The organism is Mesorhizobium sp. NFR06 (assembly GCF_900115245.1).
In the GTDB taxonomy this organism is placed as follows: Bacteria; Pseudomonadota; Alphaproteobacteria; order Rhizobiales; family Rhizobiaceae; genus Mesorhizobium.
On record NZ_FOVT01000017.1, the window covers coordinates 89,844 to 102,581 of the forward strand.

Genomic DNA, 12,738 nt, shown 5'->3' on the forward strand with positions numbered 1-12,738 from the left:
CCTTGCAATCAGTTGAGCGCCGCGTCGACGGCGGCGGTGATGGCGTCCGTGCTGTCCTTGCCAGTGATGGTTCCAATGCCTCGAGCGGTCGTCGCGTCGAGGGCCTTCATGACGCGCTCGGCCGCAGCCTTTTCGCCGAGATGATCGAGCATCATGGCGCCGGACCAGATGGTGGCGATCGGATTGGCGATGCCGAGATGGGCGATGTCGGGCGCGGAGCCGTGCACAGGCTCGAACATCGACGGAGCCGAGCGGTCGGGATTGATGTTGGCGGAGGCGGCATAGCCGAGCCCGCCCTGGATCGCCGCGCCGATGTCGGTCAGGATGTCGCCGAACAGGTTGGAGGCGACGACTACGTCAAGGCTCTCCGGCGCCATGATCATTCGCGCGGCGAGCGCGTCGACGTGATAGCTGGTCACCGCGACATCCGGATAATCCGCCGCCAGCTTTCGTGTGATCTCGTCCCAGAAGACCATCGAGTATTTCTGCGCGTTGGACTTTGTGACGGAGGCTAGCTTGCCACGCCGCGCTCGCGCCTGCTCGAAGCCGAAACGCAGGATGCGCTCCACCCCGGCGCGGGTGAAGATCGAGGTCTCCACCGCGACCTCGTCCGCAGTGCCTTGATGCACACGCCCGCCGGCGCCGGAATATTCGCCTTCAGTGTTCTCACGGATGCACAGGATGTCGAAATTCTCGGCCCGCAGCGGGCCGGTCACGCCCGGCAGCAGGCGATGCGGCCGGATATTGGCGTATTGCACGAATGCCTTGCGGATGGGCAGCAACAAGCCGTGAAGCGAGACGAAATCCGGCACCTCCGCCGGCCAGCCCACGGCGCCGAGAAGGATGGCGTCGAAGCTGCGCAAGGTCTCGATGCCGTCCTCGGGCATCATGCGGCCGGTTTCCTTGAAGAAGCGGCAAGACCAGGGGAATTCGGTTCCCGTCAGGGCAAAGCCCGCGTGTTTGGCGGCGGTCTGCAGCACAGACCAGGCGGCGGCGGTCACGTCGCGGCCGATGCCGTCACCGGGGATCAGGGCGATCGAGTAGGACTTCATCGGCACCTCTTCACAGGCTGATCAGGACGCTCTTGGTCCTGCGGTTGGCGAGATAGGCCTCACGGCCCAGGTCCTTGCCGATGCCGGAGTGCTTATAGCCGCCGGTCGGCAGGATATGGTCACGCGAGCGGCTGTAGCGATTGACCCAGACAGTGCCTGCTTCGAGCTTGCGCGCGAAACGGATCGTGCGGGACAGGTCGGAAGTGAACAGGCCGGAAGCCAGTCCGTAGGTCGGATGGCTGGACAAGGCCAGCGCCTCTTCCTCGGTTTCGAAGGTCTGGACGGTCAGGACCGGCCCGAATATCTCCTCGACGATCGCCGGATTGGCCTGGTCGACATTGGCGACCAGCGTCGGTTCGTAGAAATAGCCGGGGTTGTCCATGACGCCGCTGCCGGTAAGGCATTCGCCGCCGGCTTCGAGGGCGGCCCGCACGATGCCGTCGACACGCGTCCGCTGCCGTTCCGAGATGATCGGCGAATACTGCGTCGCCTCGTCCCAGGTCGGACCGGGCCGCACCGCCTTCATCTTCGCCACGATGGCGGCGGTCAGTCTGTCGGCCACGCTCCTCTCGACGATCAGCCGCGTGCCGGCCACGCAGGCCTGGCCGGCGTTGAAGGTGACGCTGCCGGCAATCGCCGCTGCCGCCTTGTCGAGATCTGCGTCGGAAAAGACGATCTGCGGACTCTTGCCGCCGAGTTCCAGCGTCATCGGCTTGACGCCGGTGCGGGCGACGTTCTCCATGATCGCCGAACCGGCGCGGGTCGAGCCGGTGAAGCTGACCTTGGCGATCTCGGGATGGCCGGTCAGCGCCGTGCCGGTCGTCGGGCCGTCGCCGAGCACCACGTTGATCAAACCGGACGGCAGGCCAGCCCTGACGGCGAGCTGCGCCATATGGATGGCCGAGAAGGGCGTCATTTCCGACGGCTTCAACACCACGGCATTGCCCGCGGCCAGTGCCGGACCGAGCTTCCAGCCGGCCATCGAAATAGGAAAATTCCAGGGCGTGATGGCGCCGACCACGCCATAGGGCTCGCTCATGACCATGCCGAGGCTGGCGTCGTCGGTCGGCACCAATTCGGTGCCTTCCTTATCGGCGAATTCGGCAAAGAAACGGATCTGCTCGGCTGTCACGGCGATATCGCCGGCGACGAGCTGACCGACGGGCCGGGTGGAGGACAGCGCTTCGATCCTGGCCAGCGTTGCCGCTTCGGCCTCGATCAAATCGGCCCAGGCCTGGAGCACCCTGGTGCGCTCGCGCGGCCGGACGCCGCCCCAGTTGCTGGCCTTCAGCGCTGCCCTAGCGGTTTCCACCGCGCGGTCGACTATGTCGATGCCAGCCACCGGACAGGCTGCGTATGCCTTGCCGTCCGATGGGCGGCGCATCTCGATCGCACCCTCGGCCGCGATGAGCTTCCCGCCGATAAAGTGGCCGACGGGAGGGGAGACGTTATCCGGGTCAAAGCTCAGGCCCATGGGCGCCCACTCTCAGCTGTTCTGGAGGAACCTAGCGCGAGCAGCAGCGCAGCATGCACCGTTCGGCAATCAGTCGCGGATGATTGTTGCGCGCTGGCGATGAGGGACGGCAAAATCTGTTGCGGAGGCGCCGGCCCGCGCAGACTCCACTACCCTACGGTCACGTAAACCTTGCGCACCGTCTCGATGGTCTTCCAGACACCTGTGAAGCCGGGCTTCATCACGAAGCTGTCGCCGGCGCGGTAGGTCACCGTCTCGCCGGCGTCGGGCGTGATCTCGATCACGCCCGAAAGGATGTGGCAAAACTCGAAAGTCTCTCCCTTGACCGAGCGCGTCTCTCCGGGCGTCGCTTCCCATACACCGGTATGCACCAGGTCATCCTTGGCCGCATCCTGCGCCCAGGTCTTGAAGGCGGGGTCGCCGGCAATGAGCCGTCCGGGCAGCGCCTTGGATTCGCGTGGCGAGAAGGCAGGGCTGGTGTCGACGGTCTTGAGCAGGGACAAGGGATAGCCTTTCAGGTTGGACTTCAATAGCCGCGCGACCGGTCGACGAGCCCGATGGGATCGAGCCCGGCGCGGTGGCGTCGGATGTTTTCGATGACGGCGCGTGCCGCGGTTGCGGGCTGCGTGATGCTCGCGACATGCGGAGTCAGGATGATCTTCGGATGCGACCAGAACGGATGGGCCGCTGGCAACGGTTCGGGATCGGTGACGTCGATCATCGCCGCGCAAAGGTGGCCGCTGTCCAGCGCGGCGATGAGCGCCTCATGGTCGAGCTGCGGCCCCCGGCCGGTATGGACGAGCGACGCGCCTTCGGGCAGTTTCGCGAAAAGCTCGGCATTGAGGAAACCGCGCGTTTCCTCGGTCAGCGGCAGCAGGCAGACCAGTATGTCGCTGGTCACAAGCATCTTCTTCAATCCGGGCTTGCCATGATAACAGGTCACGCCCTCGATCCGTCGCGGCGAGCGGCTCCAGCCCGCGAGCGGGAAGCCGAAAGGCTCCAGCCGCTCAAGGACGGCCTGACCGAGCGTCCCGAGGCCGAGCACGCCGATCCGGCGTGACCCGGCCTGGAACTGCGGTATGTCGCGCCATTCGCCGGCACGCTGCTGCGCCAGATAGGCGGGCAGGTTGCGGTGGAGCGCGAGCACGGCCAGCGCGACATACTCCTGCATCATACGCATGATGCCTTCCTCGACCATGCGCACAACCTTCACCGCCGCGGGCACCGCGTCGAAGTGGAACTGGTCGACACCGGCACCGATGGAAAACAGGACCTCCAGATTCCTGTAGCATGCGAGGTTTTCCGGCACTGTCCAGGTGATGAGATAGCGCACTGCGTCCGGATGGACCGTCGCGGCATCCATGGCGAAGGGGAGGTCGGGCAACTCTTTCGCGAAGGCTTCGGCGAAAATCGCGCCGCGCCGGGCATCGGAGTTGAACAAGAACGTCATTCCGGTTGCTCCTTCAGGCCGCGCAACGTGCGCCCAGCACCTCGATCATCCGCTGGCAGGCGGCGAGCTCGTCAGCGAGGATGTATTCGTCCGGCTTGTGGGCGCGGCCGATATCGCCCGGTCCGCAAATGATCGCATCGATCCCGGCTGCTTGATAAAGTCCGGCCTCGGTGCCGTAGCTGACGGCGGCAAGCGGTGCTTCGCCGGTCAATTCGCAGAGCAGTGCTGCCAGTGCTGCGTCTCGTGGCAGTGACAGTGCCGGATAGGCGCTGATCGGCGTCCACCCCACAACGTAGCCCTGGGGTACAAGGGCCTCGGCCCTCGCCTTTACGGGCGCAAGGAGGCTGGCCGGGTCGACACCCGGTATCGCGCGCGCCTCCAGATCTAGCGTGCAGATATCGGGGATGATGTTGACCGACTGCCCGCCGGCGATCACGCCGGCCTGCAGCGAGGAATAGGCTGGTTCGAAGATCGGGTCGAACGGACCCTGCGCCAGCTGCTCCGCTTCGCTCACCGCCGCGCTCAGCGCACTGGCCATGGCGTGGATGGCGTTGAGGCCGAGATCGGGCCGCGAGGAATGACCAGGGCGCCCGTGGATCGTCAGGCGAGCGGCCGCCTTGCCCTTGTGGCCACGCACGGCGCGCATGCCGCTCGGCTCACCGACGATGACGCCGAGCGGCTTGGCGCAAAGTTCGGGAAGGCGGGCGATCAGGTGCGGTACGCCTCGGCATCCCACCTCCTCGTCATAGGAGAAGGCAAGGTGGATTGGCCTGGCAAGGCGTAGTTTCGTCAGCGCAGGCACTGCCGCGAGCGCAGCGGCCAGAAATCCCTTCATATCCGTGGTGCCGCGTCCGTATAGCCGCTCGTCCTGCCGGCGCAGCGTGAAAGGATCCGAGGTCCATTGCGGCTCGCCGGCGGGAACGACGTCCATGTGGCCGGACAGGATGTAGCCGGGGACATCAGCCGGACCGATCGTGGCGAAAAGATTGGAACGGTCGCCTTCCGGCCCGGGCAGCAGGATGACCTTTGCTCCACGTTCTTTGAGGTAGCTCGCAATCCAGCCGGCAATGTCGCCGTTCGGCTCGCCGGCGACCGACGCAAAGGCGACGAGACGGTCCAGAATGTCGAAGACGTCCATTCGAGCCCTCATGGCATTTTCAGGGTTGCCGGTGTGGCGCCGCCGGCCATAACCGCACAATTGCGACAGAACATCTGCGCATTCCATCGCGATTGCGTGCCGAAAGCGGAAGTGTTTCAGTTGAATCTTGCGTTGGCATCCGGCATTCGAGCAAATCGTATCGGCCCGGTTGTATAGCGTTGGCAGGGCAGGGGCGTTGTATGTCACCCGTTACGTAATCTTTCAGAGGCAAGGAATTGAAGCCGTCCGAAAGCTTGAAAATCGATGCCTTCTCAATGCAGATCGCCGACGTCCAAAATGTCGACCTGGACCGATTGCACGCGCTCTCGTTGTCGGTGGGATGGCCGCATCGGGCCGAGGACTGGCAATTCCTGCGTGAATCGGGGCAAGGCTTCGTGGCGCTCGATGAGATCGGCCGGGTTCTGGGCTCGGCCATGTGGTTTCCGCATGGCGCCGATTTCGCGACGGTCGGAATGGTCATCACCTCGCCCCGACTACAGACCCTGGGGACAGGGCAATGGCTGATGAAGAGGATCTTCGACAGGATCCCCGGGCGCGATCTGCGTCTCAACGCCACCCGCGCAGCGCGGCGGCTCTACCTCTCGCTCGATTTCCAGCCGGAGAAGACCGTCTACCAATGCCAGGGCGTCGCCCGCGTGCCGACGAGGGACGTGCCGGCGGGGAGCCGCGGCGATATCCGGACTTTGGAAACAGGCGATGTTGCGGCAGTGATCGCGCTCGACGCGGCGGGGTTTGGCGTGAGACGGACGGCGCTCATTGAAAAGCTGTTCGCGCATTCGGCCGGCTACGGCCTCTTCGACGGGAAAAAGCTGACCGCTTTCGCGTTGTGCCGGCCGTTCGGCCGTGGCCATGTCGTGGGGCCGGTCGTAGCCCACGGCGACACTGACGCCGTGGCGATCGTCCGGCCGCACATAGCCAACCACTCGGGGTCTTTCCTCAGGGTCGACACCCATATCGAAAATGGCGAGTTCGCGGCCTTCCTGTCGCACGCCGGGATGCCGGTCTTCGACACGGTGCTTACCATGTCGCTAGGCAAACGCCTCGCCGATTTTTCCGACGACCGCTCGGCTAGGCCGAAGACCTTTGCCCTGGCAAGCCAAACCCTCGGGTAGTTGCCTTGGCATTGCTTGCCGAAACCCTTCTCCCCCGAAGCCGGTCGGCACACAAGGCGATCCCCGCGTTTAGGTCTGCCCTTTTTGCTTTCATCTGGAAGGAAGTACTTCGGCTACGCCAATGGAGCTTCTTGGTGTGCACTATCTTCTCCACAGCCGTACTTGCGATTACTGACTAGGTCGAGTCAGACAACAAAGCGGCAGCCCATCCTTTGTGTGGGCGGTTGTCGCTGCGCGGCGCACGGGTCTGTTATCCGACCCGGTCATCTGCGAAGCGACACACTGCTTGCGGCCCCGAAACGGTCGATAGATTTGTTCTACAATTCGCGATCGACTGCGGTTCCTGGAAGCTTTTCGCACTTTCTGGGTCGCGCCTCAGCCCGAATTGCGTTTGCTTTTGGCGCAAATTGGGACACTAGAGTCGGCTTTGGGAAGAATTTGAGGGTACTTCAACTTTCTGGCGCGCGCGCTCACCCGGTCGTGAACGTCAGCGCAAACGTCCGATAGTTCACGTGCTAAACGACCGCTATGCGCCCCATGTCGGCCGTTGAAGTCAGGCTTGCCACCGCGCTATAGCGGACATTACCGGCGACCACGCTGGAGGTTGCGGTCGGGCCAGGAGCCGGTTCCGGCCGTTTCCCCGAAGCGGACACTTTGCGTAATGGCCAGCGTCGATTCCTAACCAACCGCGGTCGCAATACCCGAGTTCGTGCCTTGGTGGCGATCCGGAAGTGACAGTATACTGGATCAGTTATCGAGGCGGGACCAACCGTGCAGTGCCCGCAATGCCAAGCCGCCATGCAGGACGGCAAGATTTTCTGTGACGTGTGCGGCACGCCGCTGCCGCAGCGGTGTCCGGCATGCGGGGCCGAGAGCCAAGCGGGCAAGAAGTTCTGCGGCGATTGCGGTTCCCACCTGACCAGCCCGGGCTCACACGAGGTAAGCAGAGCAGCGCGAGCCGAATATCCTTCCCTTCCATCGTCGCCCGACACTATCTCTTCCGGAGCGGAGCGCCGCCAGATCACCGTCATGTTGTGCGACCTGGTGGGCTCGACAACGCTTTCGGCGCGTCTCGATCCTGAGGATCTTCGCGGCGTGATTGGCGCTTATCACGCCCGCGTAGCGGACGTTGTAGGACAGCACGAGGGCTTCGTGGCACATTACATGGGCGATGGTGTGCTCGCCTACTTCGGCTACCCTGAGGCGCACGAGGATGACGCCGAGCGAGCCGTAAGCACCGGCCTTGATCTTGTTGACGCAGTCGGGCAGCTCCCAGCCCCGGAACCGTTGCAGGTGCGCGTCGGAATCGCCACAGGCGTGGTCGTCGTCGGCGACCTCGTTGGTTCAGGGGGCGCTCACGAGCGCGATATCGTTGGCGAGACGCCGAATCTGGCCGCGCGCCTCCAGACACTCGCTGAACCCGACAGCGTTATGATCTGTCCAACAACACGCCGTCTCCTTGGGAACCTCTTCGAGTACAAGGACTTCGGTAAGATTGCTATCCGGGGCTTTGTCGGGCACGTAGGGGTAGCGCAGGTCTTGCGACCAAGCGCTATCGAGAGCCGTTTCGAAGCTTTCCACGCGTCAGTGTTGACGCCTCTCGTCGGGCGTGAAGAGGAAATTGCGCTGCTCCTGCAGCGATGGGCGCAAGCGAAGGACGGCGAGGGCCAGGTAGTAGTGCTCTCGGGCGAGCCGGGGATCGGCAAGTCGCGCACAATCACCGCTCTGCTGGAACAGCTCCGCGGTGAACGGCACGCACGGCTGCGGCATTTCTGCTCACCACACCACCAAGACAGCCCACTCTATCCGATTATCCGTCAACTCGAACGAGCAGCGGGGTTCGAGCGCGACGACACCCCGGTAGCAAAGCTCGACAAGCTGGCGACCCTGTTTAAGCCTACGGCAGCGACTGAGACGGACCTCGCGCTCTTGGCCGAATTGCTGTCCGTGTCCTCACCGGAAGCGAATGCGGCTCAGCTCGAGCTCGCGCCGCAAAAGAAGAAGGAGTGGATCTTTGCCGCTCTCAGGCATCAGCTTGAGGTCCTGGCAGGAAATGCGCCTGTGCTCATGGTCTTCGAAGATGCTCACTGGGCTGACCCGACCTCGCGCGAGCTCCTCGACGACATCGTCATCCATGCAGCGCGTTTGCCCCTGCTGGCGGTGATAACTTGCCGGCCTGAGTTCCAGCCACCCTGGGTGAGTTGTCCGCACGTCACGCCCCGTCCTCTGAACCGGCTCGGTCCGAGCGAGGCGGCTGCCCTCGTTCGGCGCATTGTACAGAGCACGAGATCGTCGCTCGCTAACCAGCTGGTCGATGAGATTGTTGATCGTACAGACGGCATTCCTCTGTTCCTGGAGGAGCTGACGAAGGCCGTGCTGGAAGCCGGCGCAGTTGACACGTCAACAAATATGGGGCGTCCAATATCGGCCCTGTCCGGGATCCCTGCGACCTTGCACGCATCTCTGATGGCGCGCCTTGACCGGCTGGGTGCGGCGGCAAAAGAGGCTGCGCAGGTCGGCGCGGCACTCGGTCGGGATTTCTCATATGAGTTCATCCGCGCCGTCGCAAAGATGAGCGACGAAGTACTGGACGAACAGCTAAGCCGGCTCGTTGCCGCTGAACTGGTGTTCGAACGTGGCACGCGGCCGGACACGATCTACACCTTCAAACATGCCTTGGTTCAGGAAGCGGCTTATACCACGCTCCTGCGGGCTGATCGGCAGCGGTTGCACGCCCGCATCGCCGAGGCCGTGGAGCTGCGCTTTCCCGACCGGTGCAAGCGCGAGCCGGAGCTGTTGGCCCATCACTTCGCCGAGGCCCGCCAGATTGAACGTGCCCTCGACTACATACTGCAGGCTGGCGCGCGGGCGGTCGAGCGTTCAGCCAATGTCGAGGCAATCCGGCACTTGACGCGCGGGCTGGAGGCGCTTCAGACACTCCCCGAAAGCGTCGAGCGAGATAGGCGGGAACTGGCGTTTCAAGTCGCGATCGGCACGCCCTTGACCGCAGTCTACGGTTATTCCGCTCCGCAAACAGGCGCTGCGTACAGCCGCGCCCGGATACTTTGCGAACGGCTGGGCGAGCCGGAGCCGCTCGTCGCGACGCTCAGTGGGGAATTTGCCTTTCACTTGCTACGTGGCGACCATCCTATGATGCAACGGCTGGTGCAGGAGGCGCGGCAGATCTCTGAGCGCTCGCCGAACCCGTTGGTTCGGCTCGCCAGTTATCGTCTCGCCGGGATTACCGCCACGCACGATGGTGCCTTTGCTGACGCTCGCTTGGAGTTCGAAGCAATCCTCGCGCTGTTCGACCCCAGCCAGCATCGAGGACAGCCGGTCCACTATGTGCACGACCCCATGGTCTACGCTCTCACCTATCTTACACTGGTGCTCTGGATCCTGGGCTTTCCCGACCAGGCACGCCGCTTCAGCAACGCGGCGTTCGCCTGCGCTGCGGAGTTGAACCAGGCGAACCTCACAGCCTATGTCCACAATTACGCGGGCGCAGGACTCGATGAACTCCTCGGCAATGTCGCCGGTGTCCGTGCGCATGCCGAGGCCATAGTTGAGCTGGCCGAGCGCCACAGCCTGCATTATTGGCGGTTAAACGCCCTGATCCTTCAGGGCTGGGCGAGGGTGCAAGAGGGTGCCGCAGAAGCCGGGATTGCGCTTATGCGCCAAAGCATTGCCGACCGCGCAGCTTTTGGGGTGAACTGGTATCAGGCCCGCTATCTCTGCATGCTGGCGGCAGCCCATGCACAGCTAGGACAGGCTGAAGAAGGATTGCATGTCATTGCCCGAGCGCATGACCTGATCGCACAAAACAGCGAACACATGTGGGCCGCAGAACTTCAGCGGCTTGAGGGGGAGTTACGGAGGCTACAAGGTGCCTCGCCGGCTGAAACCGAGGCATGTTTCGAGCGAACTCTTTCAATTGCACGCAGCCAGAGCGCCAAGTCCTTCGAACTACGAGCGGCAAGCAGCCTAGCCCGCTTCTGGCTGGAGCAGGGTCGCTGCCATGCAGCCCGGGATCTCTTGGCGCCGGTCTACCACTGGTTCAGCGAAGGTTTCGAAACGCCCGATCTGATGGAGGCGAAACTGCTTTTGGAGGATTTGGAGAAGGCCGGCTGCCCATCTTGAAGCAGTCGTTATGCTGCCCATGAAGGGCGGCTCAGGCGGGTGATTTACGATTGCTTGGATCGGTCTGGGTCAAAAAGGTCTTGCAGCGAAGGTCCGCATTTCGAGCAACGAAATCGGCCTAGCAGGGTGCGCTTCTGGTCACGTCACGACGATGCCCACGCCCAACCTGAATGTCCGCTCCTGAAGATTCGCAGACCGAAGCTGCCGGTCTGTTCTCGTGCCGCTTATCGGCCGAAAAGGTCAGCGTTCCCTTGCCCGAAACCAGACATTACCGGCGACCACGCTGGAGGTCGCGGTCGCGCCCGCAAAAGAGGGCAGCGCAACCGCTTATTCGGATACCGCCATGGCGAAGCCGACCCGGATGCGTTCGGCATCAGCGGGATCCCGGAATGGTAGCCGCCCGACATGCTCCGAGATGCGATAGTTCGGATTTATCTCTTTCAGTTCCGCCCAAACACGCCGCGCCTCGTCGACTTCGCCGAGGTGACCAAGGGCGGCAATGAGAAACCCGCGCGACAGGTCGGTCTTGGGCGAGAGGCGAATCCGCTCACGGAAGGCCTCGACTGCCTTCTGGTATTGGCCGGCGATGAGATAGGCGGAGCCGATGAACTGCCAGGTCAAGTGCCCCACCAGCGGATCGAGGCGCAGCGCGTGCTCCAGATCCGGAATCGCCTCGAGCGGCGCGCCGTTGTAGATGTTGCCCACCCCGCGCATGCGGAGGGCCAACGCGAAGTTGGGGTTGAGCGCCAGCGCCTTCTCCACTTCTTCGCGATGTCCGGCCAGATCCTTCTCCCAGAACTTCACGATCGCGGCTACAGAGTGCGCATAGGGCAGGGTGGGGTCCTTCTCGAGCGCCAGCCTGCTGTAGTGGCCCGATAGTTGTTGGCTGTCGGTGCGCCCGCTCCAGTGGTTCTGGAAGTCGTGGTTGTAAGCGTGGGCCAGACCAACATATGGTTCGGCATAGTCGGGGTCGAGCTCGATCGCCTGGGTGAACAGCGCGACTTCGCGCTCGAAAGACTCCTTTGTCTTTTCAGGACCGAACAACGCCTCCCGCCCGCGCAGGAAGAGATCGTGCGCCTCGATGTTTCTCGTTGGCGTACGCGAGATACGCGCCGACTCCGCTGGCGTAAGCGTGACTTTCAGCGCCTCGACGATCTGGCGCGTTACCTCGTCCTGAACCATGAAGATGTCGGTGAGGTCACGGTCGTAGCGGTCCGCCCAAAGGTGTGTACCGGCCGTGGCGTCGATGAGCTGCGCGGTGATCCGCACCCGGTTGCCGGCTCGCCGGATCGAGCCTTCCAGCACCGAGGTCACGCCGAGCTCGCGCCCCACGATGCGGATATCGATGCTCTTGCCCTTGTAAGTGAAGCTCGAATTGCGGGCGATGACGAGCAGCCCGGCGACCTTCGACAGATCCGTGATGATGTCCTCGCTGATGCCGTCGGCAAAGTACTCCTGCTCAGCATCGCCGCTGATATTGACGAACGGAAGAACCGCAATCGACGGAGTTCTGGGCGGCTTGGAAGATGCCGCTTCGCCCCGTTGGGCAGCCTTGGCGAGCCGGTCGTCGACCACGACACAGAACACCTGGATGGGGCGCGCAATGTTCTTGACCGCGAAGTCGCCGCGGTCCTCGATATTGATTGGCACCTTATCGCGCACCTGGTCCGCAGCGGTGCGGGAGATGAACACACCGCCGGGCTCGGCTAACGCTTCCAGCCGGGCGGCGATGTTGACGCCGTCGCCATAGATGTCGTCACCCTCGACAATGATGTCGCCGACATTGATGCCGATGCGGAACCAGATCGCGTTGTCTCCAGCGTCGGCGTTGTGCTCGCGCATCTTGTTCTGGATTTCGACCGCGCTGGTCACCGCCTCGACCGCGCTGGCGAACTCGACGAGGGCGCCGTCGCCCATCAGCTTGACGATCCGGCCTGAATGCGAGGCGATAGAGGGGTCAATGATGTTCTGGCGCAGCGTCTTCAGCCGCGCGAGCGTTCCTGCCTCGTCGGTCTCCATGAGGCGCGAATAGCCGACCACGTCCGCCGCGAGGATAGCGGCGAGGCGACGATGTGCACGGCCTTCGGCCATTCAACTTCCTTTCGAGTCACGATCAGCAATTCGTCAACTCGTACATTCCATCTAGCCCGTCTGGCAGCGGGACGCCAGATTCGCTGGCCCGCGGAGGTCACGGCAATCAAAGACGTTGCTTACTGTTCACTGTTCGGGCTTCATGCAACCGGTAGCCAACCTTCGCCTTTGTCATCGGAAACTTGCCCAGAAGGCGCCTGCTCGAGCCGATGGAGAGTGCCGCACCGAATGACCGGCTAAGGTCACGTCAGGACGCTGCC

General features: G+C 63.3%; 8 protein-coding genes. 2 read left to right on the forward strand and 6 right to left on the reverse strand.

Annotated features, from left to right (window positions below):
• Positions 1-8 precede the first annotated feature (8 nt).
• From F3H96_RS24870 to argE, 5 genes are all read right to left on the reverse strand, one after another.
• Positions 9-1,052: a tartrate dehydrogenase gene (locus F3H96_RS24870; RefSeq protein WP_149804329.1), complete on the reverse strand. Its 1,044-nt coding sequence runs from the start codon at positions 1,050-1,052 to the stop codon at positions 9-11.
• Positions 1,053-1,062: 10 nt separating this feature from the next.
• On the reverse strand, positions 1,063-2,526 hold the full coding sequence (locus tag F3H96_RS24875; RefSeq protein WP_149804330.1) for an aldehyde dehydrogenase: 1,464 nt from the start codon (positions 2,524-2,526) through the stop codon (positions 1,063-1,065).
• Between the two features lie 149 nt (positions 2,527-2,675).
• A complete protein-coding gene (locus F3H96_RS24880) occupies positions 2,676-3,029 on the reverse strand; it encodes a cupin domain-containing protein (RefSeq protein WP_149804331.1) in 354 nt (117 codons plus the stop codon).
• A gap of 23 nt (positions 3,030-3,052) precedes the next feature.
• On the reverse strand, positions 3,053-3,976 hold the full coding sequence (locus F3H96_RS24885; protein WP_149804332.1) for a glyoxylate/hydroxypyruvate reductase A: 924 nt from the start codon (positions 3,974-3,976) through the stop codon (positions 3,053-3,055).
• A gap of 13 nt (positions 3,977-3,989) precedes the next feature.
• The gene (argE, locus tag F3H96_RS24890) at positions 3,990-5,114 is read right to left on the reverse strand and encodes an acetylornithine deacetylase (protein WP_149804333.1); all 1,125 of its coding nucleotides are present in this window, start codon (positions 5,112-5,114) and stop codon (positions 3,990-3,992) included.
• Positions 5,115-5,389: 275 nt separating this feature from the next.
• On the opposite strand from argE, the gene F3H96_RS24895 reads away from it, so the two are divergent.
• Together F3H96_RS24895 and F3H96_RS24900 are read left to right on the forward strand one after the other, a co-directional pair.
• Positions 5,390-6,247, forward strand: a complete 858-nt coding sequence (locus F3H96_RS24895; RefSeq protein ID WP_149804334.1) for a GNAT family N-acetyltransferase — start codon at positions 5,390-5,392, stop codon at positions 6,245-6,247.
• Positions 6,248-7,018: 771 nt separating this feature from the next.
• Positions 7,019-10,387, forward strand: a complete 3,369-nt coding sequence (locus F3H96_RS24900; protein ID WP_280177792.1) for an adenylate/guanylate cyclase domain-containing protein — start codon at positions 7,019-7,021, stop codon at positions 10,385-10,387.
• A 327-nt stretch (positions 10,388-10,714) separates the two neighbouring features.
• Here the strand turns inward: F3H96_RS24900 and F3H96_RS24905 are convergent, their stop codons facing one another.
• Positions 10,715-12,478, reverse strand: coding sequence for an adenylate/guanylate cyclase domain-containing protein (locus tag F3H96_RS24905; protein ID WP_149804336.1), 1,764 nt, complete (start codon positions 12,476-12,478; stop codon positions 10,715-10,717).
• Between the last annotated feature and the right edge of the window lie 260 nt (positions 12,479-12,738).

Bases quoted from the DNA above. Each gene is read 5' to 3' on its own strand.
- F3H96_RS24875 (WP_149804330.1), bottom strand. From the start codon at position 2,526: ATGGGCCTGAGCTTTGACCCGGATAACGTCTCCCCTCCCGTCGGCCAC.
- F3H96_RS24895 (WP_149804334.1), top strand. From the start codon at position 5,390: ATGCAGATCGCCGACGTCCAAAATGTCGACCTGGACCGATTGCACGCG.
- F3H96_RS24870 (WP_149804329.1), bottom strand. From the start codon at position 1,052: ATGAAGTCCTACTCGATCGCCCTGATCCCCGGTGACGGCATCGGCCGC.
- F3H96_RS24885 (WP_149804332.1), bottom strand. From the start codon at position 3,976: ATGACGTTCTTGTTCAACTCCGATGCCCGGCGCGGCGCGATTTTCGCC.
- F3H96_RS24905 (WP_149804336.1), bottom strand. From the start codon at position 12,478: ATGGCCGAAGGCCGTGCACATCGTCGCCTCGCCGCTATCCTCGCGGCG.
- argE (WP_149804333.1), bottom strand. From the start codon at position 5,114: ATGGACGTCTTCGACATTCTGGACCGTCTCGTCGCCTTTGCGTCGGTC.